Raw genomic sequence first — 17,992 nt, forward strand, 5'->3', positions numbered from 1 at the left:
CGGACCGACGAAAGGACCCTCGATGAACCTCGCCGCCCTGCAGCGCTTCGCGGCGGTGGTCGATGCGGACCTGCATCTGCCGCGCGCAGCCGACGCCCTCGGCATCCCGCTCGCGTCGCTGCACACCTCGATCGACAGGCTCGAAGCCGACGTCGGGCACCCGCTGATCGATCGTCGCGGTACGCCGTGGCGCCTCACGCAGGCAGGGATGCTGCTGCTCGAGGAGGCCCGCCGGCGCATCACCGAGGCGCCCGCGCCGGTCGCACCGGCGACGCCCCGAGCCGCCGCCGGCGGCAAGGCGAAGGCTTCGAAGGGCCGCGGCCGCGCGCCCATCGTGAAGGGCCAGCCCAAGCCCTACAAGAAGCGCCAGGGCCGATAGCTCGCCTCCCTGGCGCTCGCCTGCCCGGTTTGGGGTCGTGTGGGGCCGCTCCGCGGCGCGGACACCGACCACACGAGGCCCCGAACCCACCCCACACGGCCCCAGGAGACCCCCGACCACCGGATCCGACCACACGGGACCCCAATCCACGGTGGCGCCCCGCGCGCCGGTTTCGGGTCGCGTGTGGTCGCTCCGCGGCACGGATGCCGACCACACGAGGCCCCGAACTCACCTCACCCGACCACACGGGGTCACGCCCTGGGTGGCGGGGATCCGATCTACGCTGGATCGGTGCGCATCCGGCCCGAGCAGTTGCCGCCGTGTCCGACGTGCGGTGACCCTCTCTCGTTCGAGATCCTCGACGATGAGAGGTTCCTGGTGGCCTGGTCATGCCTCGGGTGCGGACTCATCCGGACCACCGAACCGGTCTGAGTCCGGCCGCTGCGTCAGTGGCCGCGGATGTCGAACTCTTCGAACAGCTCACCGGGCCCGTCGCCCCAAGCCCACACGATCCGCGTGCCCGATGGCAGCCCAGCGCCGATCGGGCCCCCGTGCATGTCGTCGAGGGCACCGGCATCCGAGACGGTGACGGACAGTCCGGTGGAATCGCTGGCGTCGTCGTAGTACGCCTGGAGGTCTGCGATGCTCAGCTCACTTCGGACGAAGATCGCTCCCAGATACTGCATGCCGTTGCCGTTCCCGGTCAGCTTGGCCGCCCGGGATGCGGAGCCCACCCGTTCGGTGCAGGCCGGCAGCGGCAGCGCGACCAGCTCGTTCTCGATGCGCCGAGCGGCGGCGTCGTTGACGAGAGTGATGGTGACGGGCAGCCCGACGACGACAGCGACGACGATGACGATCGCGCCGAGGCATCCGCCGCGGCGACCGCGCCCGCGCGAGGGGCCGGGCGCCGGTCCGGACGGCATCGCTGTGGCATCCATCGTGCTCACACGCCGGCGTCGCGCACGACGCCCCGATCGACGCTCCACCGGCGATCGACCCGCACCGCGTCGAGCATGCGACGGTCGTGGGTGACGAGCAGCAGAGTGCCGTCGAAGGAGTCCAGCGCCTGCTCGAGCTGCTCGATCGCGGGCAGGTCGAGGTGGTTCGTGGGCTCGTCGAGGACGAGCACGTTCACGCCGCGCGCCTGCAGCACCGCGAGTGCGGCGCGTGTGCGCTCACCCGGCGACAGTTCGCCCGCGGACCGGTCGACGTGATCGGCACCGAGCCCGAACTTGGCGAGGAGCGTGCGCACCTCTTCGGGGCTGAGCTCCGTGACGACGGCACCGAACGCATCGCGCAGCGGACGGTCCCCCGTCAGCAGCGAGCGGGCCTGGTCGACCTCGCCGATCCGCACGTTGGAGCCGAGGGCCGCGGTGCCCCCGTCGGGACGGATGCGTCCGAGGAGAGCAGCGAGCAGGGTCGACTTGCCGGCGCCGTTCGGGCCCGTGATGCCGATGCGCTCGCCCGCGTTGACCTGCAGCGACACCGGTCCGAGCGTGAACGAACCGCGCCGGTAGACAGCGCCGGAGAGCGTGGAGACGACCGTGCCCGAGCGGGGTGCGGCTCCGATCGTGAACGACAGCTGCCACTCCTTCCGCGGCTCCTCGACCTCGTCGAGGCGCGCGATGCGGCTCTCCATCTGGCGTACCTTCTGCGCCTGCTTCTCGCTCGATTCGGTCGCCGCACGACGGCGGATCTTGTCGTTGTCGGGGGACTTCCGCATCGCGTTGCGCACGCCCTGGCTCGACCATTCGCGCTGAGTGCGCGCTCGCGCGACGAGGTCGGCCTTCTTGTCGGCGAACTCGTCGTAGCGCTCGCGGGCGTGACGACGCAGCGTCGCGCGCTCTTCGAGGTACGCATCGTATCCCCCGCCGTACAGGTGGTGCGTGTGCTGGGCGAGGTCGAGCTCGAGCACACGGGTGACCGACCGGGCGAGAAACTCGCGATCATGACTCACCAGCACGATGCCCGAGCGGTGCGAGCGCACGAACTCTTCCAGCCTTGCCAGTCCGTCGAGGTCGAGGTCGTTGGTGGGTTCGTCGAGGAGGGCGATGTCGAAGCGGCTCAGGAGCAGGGCGGCAAGGCCGACGCGGGCCGCCTGCCCTCCCGAGAGCGAGGTCATGAGGGCATCCGCTCCCACCTCGAGCCCGAGGTCGGCGGCGACGGTCGGGAGCCGGTCGTCGAGGTCTGCCGCGCCGCTCGCCAACCACCGATCGAGCGCGACCGAGTAGACGTCGGCGGGGTCGGTTCCGGGCTCCGCGAGGGACGAGTCGGCGAGGGCGGCGGATGCCTGATCGAGGTCGCGCGTCGCATCCGCGCACCCCGTGCGGCGGGCGATGTAGGCGGCGACGCTCTCGCCGTCGCGACGCTCGTGCTCCTGCGGCAGAAAACCGACGAACGCATCCGCCGGGGCGAGTGAGACTCGCCCCGCGAGTGGCCGATCGACGCCGGCGAGCAGACGCAGCAGAGTCGACTTGCCCGCACCGTTGGACCCGACGACCCCGACCACGTCGCCCGGAGCAACGGTCAGGTCGACACCGTCGAAGAGCACGCGATGGCCATATCCGCCCGACAGGTCCTGGGCGACGAGAGTGGCGGTCATCCCCCTATCGTGTCATCTGAAGGCCGCAGGGACGCCCCGTGGCAGCAGGATCAGACCGGATCGGCGACGAGCTCGACCTTGAACCCGGCGGAGTTCTCGAGCCAGCCCGCATAGTGATCGGGACCGCCGGCGTGCGGATAGCGATCGTGATACAGCGGGCGCCAGCCGTGACTGTCGGATGCCTCAATGATCGCGTCGACTCGTTCGCGGGACCCCGCCGAGAATGCCAGATGGTTCATCCCCGGCGCTCGACGGTCGTGGACCGCGCCGGAGAGATTCGGCGATGTCGTGAGCGTGAGGTAGGCCGAACCGGCAGACCACGATTCGCCCTCGGGCCATTCGGTCGCCGGCTGAAAGCCCGCTTCACTCAGCAGCCAGCCCCATTCGGTTCGTGCCTGGTGGAGGTCGGCAACCCAGACCTCCACGTGATGAAATCCCGCCACGCCACCAGTCTGACGCCTCGGGGCTGCGCGCCTGACCGGATTCCGGACCTCAGTCGCTGCAGGAAGCGTTCCCGTATCGTCGCCTGAGCACCGGGGATCGGCGTGCTGTCAGGACAGAACCTTCTTGACGACGCTCGACTTCAGCTGCATCTGCCCGAAACCGGGGACCTTCGCGTCGATGTCGTGGTCGTCCACCCCATCGGCGATCAGCCGGATGCCGCGGACTTTCGTCCCGACCTTGACGACGCCGCCGCCCGCACCCTTCACCTTGAGGTCCTTCACGATGGTCACGGTGTCGCCGTCAGCGAGGACGTTGCCGACGGCATCCTTCACCACAGGGTCGCCTGCCGGGTCTGCCTGGCCGTCCGCACCGGGCGCCCATTCGTGGCCGCACATGGGGCAGGTGAGCATCGCGCCGGACTCATACGTGTAGTCCTCGGCGCACGCGGGACAGGCAGGCAGACCGTCAGACATTGAAGCGGAACTCCACGACATCGCCGTCCTGCATGACGTAGTCCTTGCCCTCGAGGCGGGCTTTGCCGGCAGCGCGCGCGGCGGCGACCGAGCCGGTCTCGACGAGGTCGTCGAACGAGATCACCTCGGCCTTGATGAAGCCCTTTTCGAAGTCGGTGTGGATGACGCCCGCCGCCTGCGGCGCCTTCCAGCCCTTGCCGATCGTCCAGGCTCGGGCCTCTTTGGGCCCTGCGGTGAGGTAGGTCTGCAGGCCGAGGGTGTCGAAGCCGATCCGGGCGAGCTGGTCAAGGCCCGACTCGTCCTGCCCGGTCGAGGCGAGCAGCTCAGCGGCATCCGCGGGGTCGAGGTCGATGAGCTCCGACTCGATCTTCGCATCGAGGAAGACGGCCTTCGCGGGGGCGACGAGGGCCCCGAGCTCGGCCTTGCGCGCATCGTCGGTGAGCACGCCCTCGTCGACGTTGAAGACGAACAGGAAGGGCTTGGCGGTCAGCAGCCCGAGCTCCCTGATGGGGTCGAGGTCGAGGCCGGACGCCGACAGCAGCTCGCCGCGCTGAAGGGCGTCGCGGGCGGCGACGGCGGCCTCGAGGACGGCGGGGTCGAGCTTCTTGCCCCGGACCTCCTTCTCGTAGCGCGTGATGGCCTTCTCGAGGGTCTCGAGGTCGGCCAGCTGCAGCTCGGCGTTGATGGTCTCCATGTCGGAGGCCGGGTCGACCTTGCCGTCCACGTGCACGACGTCGCCGTCGGCGAAACCGCGGACGACCTGCGCGATGGCGTCGGCCTCGCGGATGTTCGCGAGGAACTTGTTGCCGAGGCCCTCGCCCTCGCTCGCGCCGCGGACGATGCCGGCGATGTCGACGAACGAGACTGCGGCGGGCAGGATCCGCTCCGAGCCGAAGACCTCGGCGAGCTTCTCCAGCCGCGGGTCGGGCAGGTTCACGACACCGACGTTGGGCTCGATCGTCGCGAACGGGTAGTTCGCCGCGAGCACGTCGTTCTTGGTCAGCGCGTTGAAGAGCGTCGACTTGCCGACATTGGGGAGACCGACGATTCCGATGGTAAGAGCCACGGGAGACCAGTCTAGATGGGGGCGCTCCCCGTCATCGCCCGGAAGGCGTACGTCACGTACGGGAGCGCGACGACGGCATCCCCCACGGCGCCGATCTCGTCGAAGAGCGCCGAGATCTCGTGATCGATCCGGGCGCGCTCGTCGGCGGATGCCGTGATGACGTAGCTGCGGGAGTGTACGAGCGATGTCAGCCCGGCCCGCGTGAGCGGGCGCGTCCACGTCCACGTGCGCACCTGGAGGTCGCCGAACGGCGCCGCGACGACCGGACCACCGCCGGCGAGGAGTTCCTCGGCGTGGCTGCCTTTCATGATCTCGCCGAGCCGCGCGACCCACGGCGTGGTCTCGTCGCGGATGTTCCAGACAAGGCCCAGTACTCCCCCGGGCCGGAGCACGCGACCGACCTCCGCCGATGCCGCGACGGGGTCCACCCAGTGCCAGGACTGTCCGAACACGGCCGCGTCGACGCTCGCGTCGGGCAGATTCAAGCGTTCCGCCGTGCCGACGAGGGTCTCCACTCCGGGCAGCGCCGCCCGCAGGGCGTCGAGCATCGCCGCATCCGGCTCGACGGCGATGACATCCGCGCCGCGCTCGGCGACCAGAGCAGCGACGACGCGTGTGAGTTTGCCGGTGCCCGCCCCGACGTCCGCGATCCGCGGATGCGGGCCGACCGTCTCGAGCAGCCACGCCACCGCCTCGGCCGGGTAGTCGGGACGCCCCTGCTCGTACGCCGCCGCAGCCGCCCCGAAACTCATCGCCAGCTCATCGCGCGTCACCATGCTCCAACGATACGCCGCAGCGCCCACGCGGCGGCAGAACCCGACCCTGCGCGGCCGAGGGCCGCCTCGCAACCACATGCAACGTTGCCGCGCCTACCGTCGAGGCCATCGGGCGGAATGGCTCCGCCGAGAGGAAGTGATGTCAATGACGACTCTGACCGACACCCCCACCGTCACCGAGCGCACCGCCGGCACCGACACGATGCGCGCCGCGGTCGTGAAGACCGCCGGCGAACCGCTGGTGGTCTCGGACGTCCCGATCCCGACGCCCGGACCGCACCAGGCCCTCGTCAAGGTCATCACGAGCGGTGTCTGCCACACCGACCTGCACGCCGCGCACGGCGACTGGCCCGTCGCTCCCAAGGGCGACCTGATCCCCGGGCACGAGGGCTACGGCGAGGTCGTCGCCCTCGGCCCCGACGTCACAACCCTCGAGGTCGGCCAGAAGGTCGGCAACGCGTGGCTCTGGTCGGCGTGCGGCGTCTGCGAGTACTGCCGCACCGGCTGGGAGACGCTCTGCCCCGAGCAGCAGAACGGCGGCTACTCCGTCGACGGCAGCTTCGGCGAGTACATGCTCGTCGACGAGCGCTTCGCCGCCCGCATCCCCGAGGGGGCCGACCCCGTCGAGGTCGCGCCGATCCTGTGCGCCGGCGTCACCGTGTACAAGGGCCTCAAGATGACCGGCGTCCGCCCCGGCGAGTGGGTCGTCATCTCCGGCATCGGCGGCCTCGGCCACATCGCGGTGCAGTACGCGCGCGCCATGGGGATGCGCGTCGTCGCGGTCGACGTCGACGACGCGAAGCTCGCGCTCGCCCGCAGCCACGGCGCCGAAGTCACCGTCAACGCCGCCGAGCACGAACCCGGTTCGAAGATCCAGGAGGTCACCGGCGGTGCGCACGGCGTGCTGGTCACCGCCGTGCATCCTCGCGCCTTCGACCAGGCCCTCGGCGCCGTGCGCCGGGGCGGCACGATCGTCTTCAACGGTCTGCCTCCGGGGACGTTCGACGCTGACATCTTCGACATCGTGCTGCGCGCCATCACGGTGCGCGGCTCGATCGTCGGCACACGTCAGGACATGATCGAGGCGCTCGACTTCTACGCCCGCGGTCAGATCCACCCGACGGTGGCGGTCGAGACCATCGACGACATCAACGACATCTTCGATCGGATGCAGCGCGGCAAGATCGAGGGCCGCATCGTGATGAAGTACTGACGCCACGAAGACCCCCGGCCCGGCGCACGCCGGACGCGGAGAACCGGCGGGGAGCGATCGCAGCAGGATCGCTCCCCGCTGTCGTGCGCGACGCCGCTCGCGACCGGCGCGCCTTCGCGGCAGTGTCGGCGCCCGGAGAGAGAGTGGGGGCGTGCCCCTGGATTTCACCGCCATCGACTTCGAGACGGCGAACTCTTCGAGCGCCTCGGCCTGCGCCGTGGGGCTCGCTCGGGTGCGAGACGGGCGCGTGGTCGAGACGGCCGGCTGGCTCATCAAGCCGCCGCCGGGTCACGATCGCTTCTTCGAGCTGAACATCGGCATCCACGGGATCCGCCCCGAGCACGTCGAGCACGCCGACGACTGGTCGACCCAGCTGTCCGATCTGTCGGCCTTCGCGGGTGACGACGTTCTGGTCGCGCACAACGCCGGTTTCGACATGAGCGTGCTCCGTCGGACGTGCGAGGCGACGGATGCCGCGTGCCCGCCGTATCGGTACGTGTGCAGTCTGCAGGTCGCCCGCAAGACGTATGAACTCGACTCCTACCGGCTGCCGTCGGTCGCGGCGGCGGCGGGATTCCTCGATTTCGCCCACCACGACGCGGCCGCCGACGCCCTCGCCTGCGCCCACATCATGATCGACGCCGCACGACGCGCCGGCGCCGAGGATGTCGTCGAGTTGGCGATGCTGCTCGGTGTGCGGGTGCCGCGGATTCCGGCGGCGCGCGCCGCGGCCGGCGCCGTGCTGCACGCCTGAACCGATCCCCGACCCCGGCCGCGCGACGACCGGTCCGGGCGGCAGCGCGACGTGTCGCGGCAGCGATGTCGCTGGCCCGCGACACACTGTGGTCATGGATGCCGCCCTCGTCACCGTCCTCGCCATCGCCTGTCTGGTGGCGGGCTTCGTCGCCGGCTGGTTCGGTCAGTCCGCACGCGCCGCCGAGCGATCCGCGACGGATCGGGCGGCGCTGAGCGAGCGCGCCGCCGCCGCCGAGTCCGCGGCGCGCTCGCTCGCGGATCAGCTCGAGCAGCAGCGCGCGGTGACCCGTGACCTGGGCGCACAAGCCCGCGCCGATCAGGCCGCCCAACACGATCGGGAACGGCGCGAGCAGGTCGTCCTGCGCGCCCTCGCACCGGTGCAGGAGACACTGCAGACGATGCAGCACAAGGTCGACGAGCTCGAGCGCGAGCGTCAGCAGCAGTACGGATCGATCGCCGAGCAGCTCCGGCGCGCGCACGATTCCGATGAGGCGCTGCGGGCGACGACCGAGTCCCTCGCCGGTGCGCTGCGCTCGAACGCCACCCGCGGCGTGTGGGGCGAGACCCAGCTGCGACGCGTCGTCGAATCGGCCGGCCTCACCCGGTACGTCGACTTCGACACGCAGTCGTCGCTCACATCGGATGCCGGGGCGGGGCGGCCGGACATGGTCGTCCGCCTGCCCGGAGGGAAGGCGCTGGCGGTCGACGCGAAGGTGCCGCTGGATGCCTACCTCGAGGCATCGGCGATCCCCGCGACCGCTCAGGGCGAACAGGCGGCTCGACGCACACAGCTGCTGCAGAAGCATGTGAAGGCTGTGCGGGCCCATGTGGACGCGCTCGCGGCGAAGCGCTACTGGACCGGACTCGAGTCCAGTCCCGAGTTCGTGGTCTGCTTCATCCCCAGCGAGTCACTGCTGGGCGCCGCACTGGAAGAGGATCCCGCTCTGCTCGACTACGCGTTCTCGCGTCGCGTGGCCCTGGCCTCACCCGTGAACCTGTGGGCCGTGCTGAAGACCGTGGCGTACACGTGGACGCAACAGGACGTGTCGACCGAGGCGCGACGCCTGTTCGATCTCGGGAATGAGCTGTACCAGCGCCTCGGCGCTCTGGCGACGCACACGGACGACCTCCGACGTGCGATCGAGCGCACGGTCGACAGTTACAACCGCTTCGCGGGGTCTCTCGAATCGCGCGTGCTGGTGAGTGCCCGCCGCTTTCCGGGGATCGACGACACGAAGCTCGCCTCCACCGCGACGCCGTCCGCGATCGAGAAGACGCCCCGCCGCCTCATGGCCTCGGAGTTCACCGAGCATCTGGAGGGCCTCGGGTCTCCCGCCGAACAGCCGGGCGACACCTCGACGGACGATCAGAGGGACACCGATGCGCTCACCGCGGATGTCGGGCAGGTGCGCGACCGTCTGGTCTGACTCCGCCCGGAGGCCGCGGTCATCGCCGCCCCGGCTCGCTGCCAGGTGATGCGAGCCGCCTCAGTAGCCGCTGGGGAAGAGGTTGAGCAAGCCCACCACGGCGACCGTGACGCCGACGAATGCGCCGATCATCCACCACGCGCTGACCTGGTGGCCCTCCGGCATCCGGCGTCGAAGAAGGACATCGGGCCGACGCGCCGCGTCGACGGGGACCGCGAACTGACCGGTCCGAGGACTGCTGGTTGCTGCGGACATGTGGGAACCCCCGGTGATGACGTGGACGACGTACAGGTCATCGGTGACCGGGATCCATTGTGCCAGAGCGCCCCGCGATAGCGGGAGGAGCGACCGTTTCTTTGCCGAAACGAGATCTATCCTCGCAGGGGGCCGCTCACCACGGACGCCGTCAGAGCCACTTCGACGTCAGATGCTCCGAGCTGATGCGACGGAGAGTCCCGGAGGCCCCGCGCAGCACGATGCTCTCGGTGTACACGAAGTCGCCGTCGCGACGCACACCGGCCACCAGTTCTCCGTTCGTGACTCCCGTCGCGACGAAGATCGTGTTCTTGCCGGTGACCATCTCGTCAGCCTCGTACACGTAGTCGTCGAGCTTGAGACCGGCGTCGATGCCCCGCTGCTTCTCGTCGTCGTCGCGCGCCCACAGTCGGCCCTGGATGTGCCCGCCCAGTGCCTTGATGGCGCACGTCGTGGCGACGCCCTCGGGGCTTCCGCCGATGCCGATGCACATATCGGTGCGCGCGTTGTGGCGTGCGGCGTTGATCCCACCGGCGACGTCGCCGTCGCTCATCAGGCGCGTGCCGGCGCCGGAGGCACGGATCTCCTCGATGAGCCGCGCGTGGCGCGGACGGTTCAGCACCGAGACCACCAGCTCGTCCACAGGCTTGCCAAGCGCCTTGGCGAGCAGCCGGATGTTCTCGCCGACGGGCAGCCGGATGTCGACGACGCCTACGCCGGCCGGTCCGGTCACCAGTTTGTCCATGTAGAAGACGCTGGACGCGTCCAGCATCGCACCCCGGTCGGCGACCGCGAGCACCGAGAGCGCGTTGTTGCGCCCCTCGGCGGTGAGGGTCGTCCCGTCGATCGGGTCGACGGCGATGTCGCACTGCGGTCCGCGCCCGGTGCCCACATGCTCGCCGTTGTAGAGCATCGGCGCGTTGTCCTTCTCGCCCTCGCCGATGACGATCACGCCGTCGAAGTTCACCGTCGTCAGGAAGGCGCGCATGGCATCCACCGCCGCACCGTCGGCCAGCTCTTTCTGCCCCCGACCGATGAAGGGCACGGAGCGGATCGCCGCCGCCTCGGTGGCGCGCACCAGCTCGAGCGCGAGGTTCCGATCGGGATGCAGCGGACTCATGTCCGCGGTCAGGCTCACCATGCCCCGAGCCTACGTCCAACACGGTGCACGTCGAGGAGAATTCTCCTGTCTCGGGCGTGAAGGATTCGGCATTCTTACCGATGCGGCAACGGGGGGTGCGCGCCCACGATCGGAGCGCCCTCGCATCGCCGGCAGTGTTCGCGCTCACACCGCGACGTTGCTGCTTTTGCCCGGTGTCCCGACCGATGCACCCCCATGCCCTTCGATAGAGTGACGGTGCAGACAATCGCACACCTGAGGAGTGGAAATGCCCGTCGCAACCCCCGAGCAGTACGCCGAGATGCTGGACAAGGCGAAGGCGGGCGGCTATGCCTTCCCCGCGATCAACGCCGCGAGCTCGCAGTCGATCAACGCGGTCCTGCAGGGTCTGACCGAGGCCGGTTCCGACGGCATCATCCAGGTCACCACCGGTGGCGCCGACTACTTCGCCGGACACACCGTCAAGGGCCGCGCCACGGGCGCGATCGCGTTCGCGAAGTTCGCCACCGAGGTCGCCAAGAACTACCCGATCACGGTTGCGCTGCACACCGACCACTGCCCCAAGCCCGCGCTCGAGGACTTCGTCCTGCCGCTCATCGCGGCCTCGGAAGAAGAGGTCAAGGCCGGTCGCAATCCGCTGTTCCAGTCGCACATGTGGGACGGATCGGCCGTTCCGCTCGATGAGAACATCGAGATCGCGAAGGAGCTCCTCCCCCGCATCAAGAACATCAACGCGATCCTCGAGGTCGAGGTCGGCGTCGTCGGCGGCGAGGAAGACGGTGTGAAGCACGAGGGTTCGAACGAGGCCCTGTACACCACGACGGCCGACGTCTCGAAGTTCGTCGACGCTCTCGGTCTCGGTGAGAACGGCCGCTACATCGCGGCGCTGACGTTCGGCAACGTGCACGGCGTGTACAAGCCGGGCAACGTCAAGCTCCGCCCCGAGCTCCTGGGCGAGATCCAGGCCGGCATCGCCGAGAAGTTCGGTACCGCCGCGAAGCCGCTCGACCTCGTCTTCCACGGCGGCAGCGGCTCGACTCCCGAGGAAATCGCGCTGGCAGTCGCGAACGGCGTGGTCAAAATGAACATCGACACCGACACCCAGTACGCCTTCACGCGCTCGGTGGCGGGTTTCATGTTCCAGAACTATGACGGCGTGCTCAAGGTCGACGGTGAGGTCGGCAACAAGAAGGCCTACGACCCGCGGGCGTGGGGCAAGGTCGCGGAAACCGCGATGGCCGCCCGTGTCGTGGAGGCCACGACGCAGCTCGGCTCGGCTGGTCACTCGATCAGCGCCTGAGCCTCACCGGACACGGACGCCCCGGACCTCCCGACTCGGAGGGCGGGGCGTCCGTTCTTTCTTCGACGAGGCCAAGGATGCCTCCAACACCGGACTTCCGCGGGCAGCAGAGGCCAAACCCAGCGCCCAGAGCCGATACCGCTCAGCGCGAGAAGTGCGCCACGACGGCGGGATCGGACAGCAGCGGCACCGTGAGGCACACGCTGACGATGAGGAAAGTCACGATCGCGCCGACGAGCGGGATCCACCAGCTGAGCCGTGAGCGACGCAGCGATCGCCACGAGATCACGGCGGTGACGAGCCAGCCGAACACGAAGACACCCGCGCCGATGCGGCCCCACAGGTCGCCTTGCGCGGTGTTGGTGAAGGTCGCGTCGATGCCGGCCAGGGTCATCCACGTCTGGGCGAACTCCGCGAAGGTCCACAGCTGCGGCACCGCGCTGAGAACGGTGATGAGTCCATAGGCGAGGAGCGCGACAGTGATGATCCGGTCGGCAGTTCGGGTGGGCCGTGCCGCACTGGTGGTGGGGTGCGGACGGGTGGTCGGCTGAGCCGGCGCATGCGGAAGAGGCGCGTGGGGCGCAGGAGAGCCGGTGCCTTCGGGCGTCGACTCAGCGGGTTGCCGGATGGCGGCGCGCTGTTCTTCGGGCGTCGCGTACTCACCGTACGCCGGACGGGGACGCGGCTCGGAGGTCTGGTCGCTCACGACCGCACTCGACCCCCCAGCGCACGCCCATCGCGCGCGCCCGAGGCATCCTGGCGGAGTTCCTTCGGCAGGGAGAACATGAGGTCCTCCTCCGCGGTGCGGATCTGCTCGACGTCGCGGTAGCCCGCGCCCGACAGCTCTTCCAGCACCTCTTGCACGAGCACCTCGGGAACCGACGCACCGCTGGTCACGCCGACGGTTGCGACGCCGTCGAGCCAGCTCTGCTGGATCTCGTGGGCGTAGTCGACGCGATACGCGGCAGCCGCGCCGTACTCGAGGGCCACTTCCACCAGACGCACCGAGTTCGACGAGTTGGCCGAACCGACCACGATCACGAGATCGGCGTCCGCGGCGACCTTCTTGATCGCGACCTGGCGATTCTGCGTCGCGTAGCAGATGTCGTCGGACGGCGGGTCGTTCAGCTCGGGGAAGCGTTCCCGCAGACGGCGGACCGTCTCCATGGTCTCGTCGACCGAGAGCGTCGTCTGAGAGAGCCAGACCACCTTCGAGGGATCCTTCACCTCGACGAGGTCGGCGTCGTCGGGCGAGTTGACGACCGTGACATGGTCGGGCGCCTCGCCTGCGGTGCCCTCCACCTCTTCGTGACCGTCGTGGCCGATCAGCAGGATCTCGAAATCATCGCGGGCGAAGCGGACCGCCTCACGGTGCACCTTAGTGACGAGCGGGCAGGTGGCGTCGATGGCGTGCAGGCCGCGGTCGGCGGCGGCGCCGACGACGGCCGGCGAGACGCCGTGGGCACTGAAGACGACGTGCGCGCCCTCGGGGACCTCGTCGACCTCATCGACGAAGATGGCGCCCTGCGCCTCGAGCTCGGTGACCACGTGGATGTTGTGGACGATCTGCTTGCGCACGTACACGGGCGCACCATACCGCTCGAGCGCCTTCTCGACCGCGATGACGGCACGATCGACGCCGGCGCAGTAGCCGCGCGGCGAGGCGAGCAGCACCTTCTTGTGTCCGGCCACGGGGTTATCCTGAAGCCGTCCACGCGGGCCCGGAACACGGGGCGAGGGAAGACGGACGGCAGTGCTGCTCACCCTTGCGATTGTACGGATCCGAGGCTGGGTGCGGGCCGCACGTGCTCCGCTCGTCGCGCGCGCTCACCGATCCGACCACGAGACGATCCCTCCGGATCCATGAGAGGAGACCCAGCGATGGCCTCGTTCACTGCGGCATCCGGTCAGACGCCCCCGCCCGATGCGGTGCATCCTCGGGATTCCGCACCGGAGTCACCGACCTCGGTCACGCGCCTGAACGAGACCATCCGCGGCTTCGTGGCGAACTGGGGCGCCGTGTGGGTCGAGGGCGAGATCACGGCGTGGAACCTGCGCGGAGGTCACGTCTTCGGTCGCCTGAAGGATGCCTCCGCCGACGCCATGATCTCCTTCCGCCTGTGGTCTTCGACGCTGCAGCGCCTGCCCGACGATCTCAAAGTCGGCGACCGGGTGGTCGCGTGCGTCAAGAGCGATTACTTCGTGAAATCCGGCGACTTCACGTTCACGGTGTCGTCGATGCGTCGCACGGGCCTCGGCGACCAGTTGGAGCGTCTCGAACGACTGCGGTCCCAGCTGCGCGGCGAAGGCCTGTTCGACCCGTCGCGTAAGCGGCGACTCCCGTTCCTGCCCCAGGTGATCGGTCTCATCACGGGCGAACGCAGCGACGCCGAGAAAGACGTGCATCGCAACGCGGAGCTGCGCTGGCCGGGTGTGCGCTTTCGCACGATCCACGCCGCCGTCCAGGGCGACCGCTGCGTGCCCGAGACGATCGCCGCCCTCGGCACACTCGACGCCGATCCCGACGTCGATGTCATCATCATCGCGCGCGGCGGGGGCGACCCGCAGACGCTGCTCGGCTTCAGCGACGAGCGCCTGGTGCGCGCGGTCGCCGCGGCGACCACGCCGGTCGTCTCGGCCATCGGTCACGAGAACGATCATCCGCTGCTGGACGATGTCGCCGATCTGCGCGCGTCGACGCCGACGGATGCCGCCAAACGCGTCGTCCCCGACGTCGCCGAGCAGCGCGCACTTGTCGCACAGCTGCGCTCTCGCGCGCGTTCGCGGCTCACGCAGCGCCTGTCGCACGATGTCGCGCAGCTGGAACAGTTGCGCACGCGCCCGGTGCTTCGCACCCCAGAGACGATGCTGACCACGCGAGCGCACGAGCTGTGGACCCTCACGGCGCGCGGACGCGACCGGGTGACCCGCGCGATCGAGGCCGGGGAGCGGGTCACCGCGCAGCTGCGCGCATCGCTGCGCGCCCTCTCCCCCGGCGCGACGCTGGCCCGGGGCTACGCCATCGCGCATCTGGACGGAGGCGTCATCGTGCGCACGGCGACCCAGGCGCCCGCCGGCGCCGGGGTCGTCGTGACGGTCGCCGAAGGATCGTTCGCGGCCGTCTCGGACGGCCCCGTCGCGGAGTCGGACGCGTGAGGCGACGTCGGCCGTCCGCCGTAGGATGGACCTCATGAGCGCCGACACCGCAGCCGATGTCGCCACCCTCTCGTTCGAGCAGGCGCGCGACGAGCTCGTGCGCGTGGTCGCCGAACTCGAGCAGGGCGCCCCGACGCTCGAGCAGTCGCTGACGCTGTGGACGCGCGGTGAGGCGCTCGCCGCGCGGTGCGAGGAGTGGCTCTTGGGCGCGAAGCGCCTGCTCGACGAGTCACGTCCGGCGGATGCCGCTTCGTCCGCACGCGTCGACGAAACCGGGCGGTGAGCTGATGGGTGCGCCCCGTATCGTCGCCGAGCTCGGCCGTCCCGAGACTGCGCAAGAGACCGCCGACCGCAAGGCGGCCGCATCCGCCGCGTACCGGTCGAGCAAGACCTTCCGCAATCTCATCGCTGCGCTGCTCATCACCGTCGCGGTGGTCGCCGTCGTCTATCTGGGGGTTCCCCGGGGGTCGTTCGCCGAACCCGAGCCCGTCGATGTGCCTGCCGCTGCCGCGTCGGCGACGGCGTCGCTCGGGCATCCGCTGATCGTGCCGACCGCCCCGGCGGACTGGCGCGCGAACTCGGCGGGACTCGAGGGCGGCACCTGGCGCGTCGTCTACGCGTGGCCGTCCGGTTTCGTGCGGGTCGCGCAGGGAATCGATGCGCCCACGGGCTGGGCGAGCCGGCAGCTCGGCGGTTTCGCACCGACCGGAACCGTGACGATCGACGGGGTCGACTGGGACGAGTACCGGATCTCGACGTCCGCCAGCAAGGACTCGATCTCGTACGCTCTGGCCACGCCCGCGGGGCGCGACACCGTGCTCGTCTACGGATCGACGGACGCCGCCAGCGCGGCCACCGTCGCCTCGGGCCTCGCCGACCAGATCCGATCCCTGCGTGAGGAGACACCATGACGGATGCCACGACCGAGGCCCGGCCGACGCCGACGGCGGTCTGGGACGACATGCGCGACGGCAACGCGCGCTTCGTCGCCGGAGAGCCGCGCCACCCGCGTCAGGACGTCGAGCGTCGTCACGAGCTCGCATCGGCTCAGACGCCGCGCGCCGCACTCTTCGGCTGCGCCGATTCGCGCCTCGCCGCGGAGATCATTTTCGACCAGGGGCTCGGCGACCTCTTCGTGGTGCGCAACGCCGGCCAGGTCGCCTCGGACTCGGCCATTGCGAGCCTCGAATACGCGGTAGCAGCCCTCGACGTTTCGCTCATCATCGTGCTCGCGCACGATGCCTGTGGTGCGGTGCGCGCGGCGATCGACTCCACGGCACTCGACAGCCCCGAGCTGCCGCCGCACATCTGGCGCCTCATCGCGAAGATCGTGCCCGCGGCCCGCACCGTGCTCCGCAAGAGCGGAGGGGTCGACCCGCGCGAGCTCGACGCGGAAGACGTCGGGATCGAGCACCTGGGCAACACGATCGATGACCTGCTGGCGTCGTCTCGCCTGATCAGCGACGCCGTTGCCGAAGGGCGCCTGGGCATCGTCGGCGCGAACTACCGCCTCGGCGAGGGCACCGCCGTGCCGCACGTCACCGTCGGCATCGACGGCTGACCCGCACCGAATCCCACCGAACCACCGCGAATCACACGAGGACGTGACCATGACAGAGAACATCGAGTACCGGATCGAGCACGACACCATGGGCGAGGTGCGCGTCCCCAAGGACGCGCTGTACGCGGCCCAGACGCAGCGCGCGGTCGAGAACTTCCCGATCTCGGGCACGGGCCTCGAATCCACCCAGATCGCCGCCCTCGCCCGCATCAAGAAAGCCGCGGCTCTGGCCAACAAGCGCCTCGGAACCCTCGACGGTGCGATCGCCGATGCGATCGCCGCTGCTGCCGATGACGTGATCACCGGTCGCTACGACGCGCAGTTCCCCGTCGACACGTACCAGACCGGTTCGGGCACCTCGTCGAACATGAACATGAACGAGGTGCTCGCCACTCTCGCGACCCAGAAGCTCGGCGCTCCCGTGCACCCCAACGACCACGTGAACGCCTCGCAGTCCTCGAACGACGTCTTCCCCACGTCGGTGCACATCGCCGTCACCCAGGCCCTCATCGACGACCTGATCCCGGCGCTCGACCACCTCGCCGTCGCCCTCGAGACCAAGGCGGAGCTCTGGAAGACCGCCGTCAAGTCGGGTCGCACGCACCTGATGGATGCCACGCCGGTCACCCTCGGCCAGGAGTTCGGCGGCTATGCGCGCCAGATCCGTCTCGGCGTCGAGCGCGTGCAGGCGGTCCTCCCCCGCGTCGGAGAGGTCCCGCTGGGCGGCACCGCCGTCGGGACCGGCATCAACACGCCCCTGGGTTTCCCGCAGAAGGTCATCGAGATCCTCGCGGCCGAGACCGAGCTGCCGATCACCGAGGCGAAGGACCACTTCGAGGCGCAGGCGAACCGCGACGGCCTCGTGGAGGCATCCGGAGCGCTGCGCACGATCGCGGTCTCGCTCACGAAGATCAACAACGACATCCGCTGGATGGGCTCGGGCCCGAACACAGGTCTCGGAGAGCTGCACATCCCCGACCTGCAGCCCGGCTCGTCGATCATGCCCGGCAAGGTCAACCCGGTGGTCCCCGAGGCGACGCTGATGGTGTGCGCGCGCGTCATCGGCAACGATGCGACCGTCGCATGGGCGGGTGCATCGGGAGCGTTCGAGCTGAACGTCGCGATCCCCGTGATGGGCACGGCGCTGCTCGAGTCGATCCGCCTGCTGTCGAACGCGATGCGCGTGCTCGCCGACAAGACCATCGACGGACTCGAGGCCAACCTCGACCGCTCCGCCGCGTACGCGGGCATGTCGCCCTCGATCGTGACCCCGCTGAACAAGCTGATCGGCTACGAGGCCGCGGCGAAGATCGCCAAGCATGCCGTGGCGAAGGGCATCACCGTGCGCGAAGCCGTCATCGACCTCGGCTACATCCAGCGCGGGGAGCTCACCGAGCAGCAGCTCGATGAGAAGCTGGATCTGCTTTCGATGACGCACGCGGGCTGAGCCTTCCGGGGGTCATA

Annotated in this window: 20 protein-coding genes; 10 read left to right on the forward strand and 10 right to left on the reverse strand. The window is 69.7% G+C overall.

All coding sequences use genetic code 11. The features are described from left to right. Positions 1-22 precede the first annotated feature (22 nt). Positions 23-379 carry a LysR family transcriptional regulator gene (locus JOE64_RS08985; protein ID WP_204963936.1) on the forward strand — a complete coding sequence of 119 codons (357 nt, stop codon included), beginning with the start codon at positions 23-25 and terminating at the stop codon, positions 377-379. Positions 380-825: 446 nt separating this feature from the next. On the opposite strand, the gene JOE64_RS08990 is transcribed toward JOE64_RS08985, so the two are convergent. The 6 genes from JOE64_RS08990 to JOE64_RS09015 all read right to left on the reverse strand — a co-directional run bounded on the left by JOE64_RS08990 (position 826) and on the right by JOE64_RS09015 (position 5,740). Next, complete coding sequence (locus tag JOE64_RS08990) at positions 826-1,317, reverse strand: hypothetical protein (RefSeq protein ID WP_204963937.1); 492 nt, start codon at positions 1,315-1,317, stop codon at positions 826-828. A gap of 5 nt (positions 1,318-1,322) precedes the next feature. Further along, the gene (locus JOE64_RS08995; RefSeq protein WP_204963938.1) at positions 1,323-2,981 is read right to left on the reverse strand and encodes an ABC-F family ATP-binding cassette domain-containing protein; all 1,659 of its coding nucleotides are present in this window, start codon (positions 2,979-2,981) and stop codon (positions 1,323-1,325) included. A 50-nt stretch (positions 2,982-3,031) separates the two neighbouring features. Next, positions 3,032-3,424, reverse strand: coding sequence for a VOC family protein (locus JOE64_RS09000; protein WP_204963939.1), 393 nt, complete (start codon positions 3,422-3,424; stop codon positions 3,032-3,034). A gap of 108 nt (positions 3,425-3,532) precedes the next feature. Then, a complete protein-coding gene (locus tag JOE64_RS09005) occupies positions 3,533-3,898 on the reverse strand; it encodes a zinc ribbon domain-containing protein YjdM (protein ID WP_204963940.1) in 366 nt (121 codons plus the stop codon). After that, entirely contained in the window at positions 3,891-4,964 is a 1,074-nt protein-coding gene (gene ychF / locus JOE64_RS09010) for a redox-regulated ATPase YchF (RefSeq protein ID WP_204963941.1), read from the reverse strand. Before ychF ends, JOE64_RS09005 begins: the two co-directional genes overlap by 8 nt. Before the next feature lie 11 nt (positions 4,965-4,975). Then, positions 4,976-5,740, reverse strand: coding sequence for a class I SAM-dependent methyltransferase (locus JOE64_RS09015; protein ID WP_204963942.1), 765 nt, complete (start codon positions 5,738-5,740; stop codon positions 4,976-4,978). Between the two features lie 145 nt (positions 5,741-5,885). On the opposite strand from JOE64_RS09015, the gene adhP reads away from it, so the two are divergent. The 3 genes from adhP (at position 5,886) to JOE64_RS09030 (ending at position 9,136) form a co-directional block, all read left to right on the forward strand. Beyond that, complete coding sequence (gene adhP, locus JOE64_RS09020) at positions 5,886-6,953, forward strand: alcohol dehydrogenase AdhP (protein WP_239531735.1); 1,068 nt, start codon at positions 5,886-5,888, stop codon at positions 6,951-6,953. A gap of 151 nt (positions 6,954-7,104) precedes the next feature. Continuing rightward, on the forward strand, positions 7,105-7,707 hold the full coding sequence (locus tag JOE64_RS09025; RefSeq protein ID WP_204963943.1) for an exonuclease domain-containing protein: 603 nt from the start codon (positions 7,105-7,107) through the stop codon (positions 7,705-7,707). 94 nt (positions 7,708-7,801) lie between these two features. Continuing rightward, positions 7,802-9,136, forward strand: coding sequence for a DNA recombination protein RmuC (locus JOE64_RS09030; RefSeq protein WP_204963944.1), 1,335 nt, complete (start codon positions 7,802-7,804; stop codon positions 9,134-9,136). A gap of 60 nt (positions 9,137-9,196) precedes the next feature. On the opposite strand, the gene JOE64_RS09035 is transcribed toward JOE64_RS09030, so the two are convergent. Continuing rightward, the gene (locus JOE64_RS09035) at positions 9,197-9,391 is read right to left on the reverse strand and encodes a UDP-N-acetylmuramyl pentapeptide phosphotransferase (RefSeq protein WP_204963945.1); all 195 of its coding nucleotides are present in this window, start codon (positions 9,389-9,391) and stop codon (positions 9,197-9,199) included. Positions 9,392-9,542: 151 nt separating this feature from the next. Next, on the reverse strand, positions 9,543-10,532 hold the full coding sequence (gene glpX, locus JOE64_RS09040) for a class II fructose-bisphosphatase (RefSeq protein ID WP_204963946.1): 990 nt from the start codon (positions 10,530-10,532) through the stop codon (positions 9,543-9,545). Positions 10,533-10,779: 247 nt separating this feature from the next. Here glpX and fbaA point away from each other — a divergent pair, with 247 nt between their 5' ends. After that, positions 10,780-11,811, forward strand: coding sequence for a class II fructose-bisphosphate aldolase (gene fbaA, locus JOE64_RS09045; protein ID WP_204963947.1), 1,032 nt, complete (start codon positions 10,780-10,782; stop codon positions 11,809-11,811). A gap of 142 nt (positions 11,812-11,953) precedes the next feature. Here fbaA and JOE64_RS09050 read toward each other — a convergent pair whose 3' ends face one another. Continuing rightward, positions 11,954-12,517: a DUF6264 family protein gene (locus JOE64_RS09050; RefSeq protein ID WP_204963948.1), complete on the reverse strand. Its 564-nt coding sequence runs from the start codon at positions 12,515-12,517 to the stop codon at positions 11,954-11,956. Then, complete coding sequence (locus JOE64_RS09055) at positions 12,514-13,503, reverse strand: 4-hydroxy-3-methylbut-2-enyl diphosphate reductase (protein ID WP_307821517.1); 990 nt, start codon at positions 13,501-13,503, stop codon at positions 12,514-12,516. The genes JOE64_RS09050 and JOE64_RS09055 overlap by 4 nt, the downstream gene beginning before the upstream one ends. A 189-nt stretch (positions 13,504-13,692) precedes the next feature. Here JOE64_RS09055 and xseA point away from each other — a divergent pair, with 189 nt between their 5' ends. Genes xseA through JOE64_RS09080 form a run of 5 tightly spaced genes read left to right on the forward strand, consistent with a single transcriptional unit; the run spans position 13,693 to position 17,975 of the window. Further along, positions 13,693-14,967: an exodeoxyribonuclease VII large subunit gene (gene xseA, locus JOE64_RS09060; RefSeq protein ID WP_204963950.1), complete on the forward strand. Its 1,275-nt coding sequence runs from the start codon at positions 13,693-13,695 to the stop codon at positions 14,965-14,967. A 25-nt stretch (positions 14,968-14,992) separates the two neighbouring features. Continuing rightward, positions 14,993-15,250 (forward strand): exodeoxyribonuclease VII small subunit, encoded by a 258-nt coding sequence (locus JOE64_RS09065; protein ID WP_372432888.1) that lies wholly within the window; start codon positions 14,993-14,995, stop codon positions 15,248-15,250. A gap of 4 nt (positions 15,251-15,254) precedes the next feature. After that, positions 15,255-15,878, forward strand: coding sequence for a DUF4245 family protein (locus JOE64_RS09070; protein ID WP_204963952.1), 624 nt, complete (start codon positions 15,255-15,257; stop codon positions 15,876-15,878). Further along, positions 15,875-16,528 carry a carbonic anhydrase gene (locus JOE64_RS09075; protein WP_204963953.1) on the forward strand — a complete coding sequence of 218 codons (654 nt, stop codon included), beginning with the start codon at positions 15,875-15,877 and terminating at the stop codon, positions 16,526-16,528. Before JOE64_RS09070 ends, JOE64_RS09075 begins: the two co-directional genes overlap by 4 nt. Before the next feature lie 49 nt (positions 16,529-16,577). Next, a complete protein-coding gene (locus JOE64_RS09080) occupies positions 16,578-17,975 on the forward strand; it encodes a class II fumarate hydratase (RefSeq protein ID WP_204963954.1) in 1,398 nt (465 codons plus the stop codon). Positions 17,976-17,992 lie beyond the last annotated feature (17 nt).

Origin of the sequence: Microbacterium dextranolyticum (assembly GCF_016907295.1) — a bacterium.
Taxonomy (GTDB): domain Bacteria; phylum Actinomycetota; class Actinomycetes; order Actinomycetales; family Microbacteriaceae; genus Microbacterium; species Microbacterium dextranolyticum.

What these genes read in the sequence shown, in the direction of transcription:
- fbaA (WP_204963947.1), top strand. Translation starts at nt 10,780, where the DNA reads ATGCCCGTCGCAACCCCCGAGCAGTACGCCGAGATGCTGGACAAGGCG.
- JOE64_RS09030 (WP_204963944.1), top strand. Translation starts at nt 7,802, where the DNA reads ATGGATGCCGCCCTCGTCACCGTCCTCGCCATCGCCTGTCTGGTGGCG.
- JOE64_RS09075 (WP_204963953.1), top strand. Translation starts at nt 15,875, where the DNA reads ATGACGGATGCCACGACCGAGGCCCGGCCGACGCCGACGGCGGTCTGG.
- glpX (WP_204963946.1), bottom strand. Translation starts at nt 10,532, where the DNA reads ATGGTGAGCCTGACCGCGGACATGAGTCCGCTGCATCCCGATCGGAAC.
- JOE64_RS09035 (WP_204963945.1), bottom strand. Translation starts at nt 9,391, where the DNA reads ATGTCCGCAGCAACCAGCAGTCCTCGGACCGGTCAGTTCGCGGTCCCC.
- JOE64_RS09065 (WP_372432888.1), top strand. Translation starts at nt 14,993, where the DNA reads ATGGACCTCATGAGCGCCGACACCGCAGCCGATGTCGCCACCCTCTCG.
- JOE64_RS09005 (WP_204963940.1), bottom strand. Translation starts at nt 3,898, where the DNA reads ATGTCTGACGGTCTGCCTGCCTGTCCCGCGTGCGCCGAGGACTACACG.
- JOE64_RS09080 (WP_204963954.1), top strand. Translation starts at nt 16,578, where the DNA reads ATGACAGAGAACATCGAGTACCGGATCGAGCACGACACCATGGGCGAG.
- JOE64_RS08990 (WP_204963937.1), bottom strand. Translation starts at nt 1,317, where the DNA reads ATGGATGCCACAGCGATGCCGTCCGGACCGGCGCCCGGCCCCTCGCGC.
- adhP (WP_239531735.1), top strand. Translation starts at nt 5,886, where the DNA reads ATGACGACTCTGACCGACACCCCCACCGTCACCGAGCGCACCGCCGGC.
- JOE64_RS09015 (WP_204963942.1), bottom strand. Translation starts at nt 5,740, where the DNA reads ATGGTGACGCGCGATGAGCTGGCGATGAGTTTCGGGGCGGCTGCGGCG.
- JOE64_RS08985 (WP_204963936.1), top strand. Translation starts at nt 23, where the DNA reads ATGAACCTCGCCGCCCTGCAGCGCTTCGCGGCGGTGGTCGATGCGGAC.
- xseA (WP_204963950.1), top strand. Translation starts at nt 13,693, where the DNA reads ATGGCCTCGTTCACTGCGGCATCCGGTCAGACGCCCCCGCCCGATGCG.
- JOE64_RS08995 (WP_204963938.1), bottom strand. Translation starts at nt 2,981, where the DNA reads ATGACCGCCACTCTCGTCGCCCAGGACCTGTCGGGCGGATATGGCCAT.
- JOE64_RS09070 (WP_204963952.1), top strand. Translation starts at nt 15,255, where the DNA reads ATGGGTGCGCCCCGTATCGTCGCCGAGCTCGGCCGTCCCGAGACTGCG.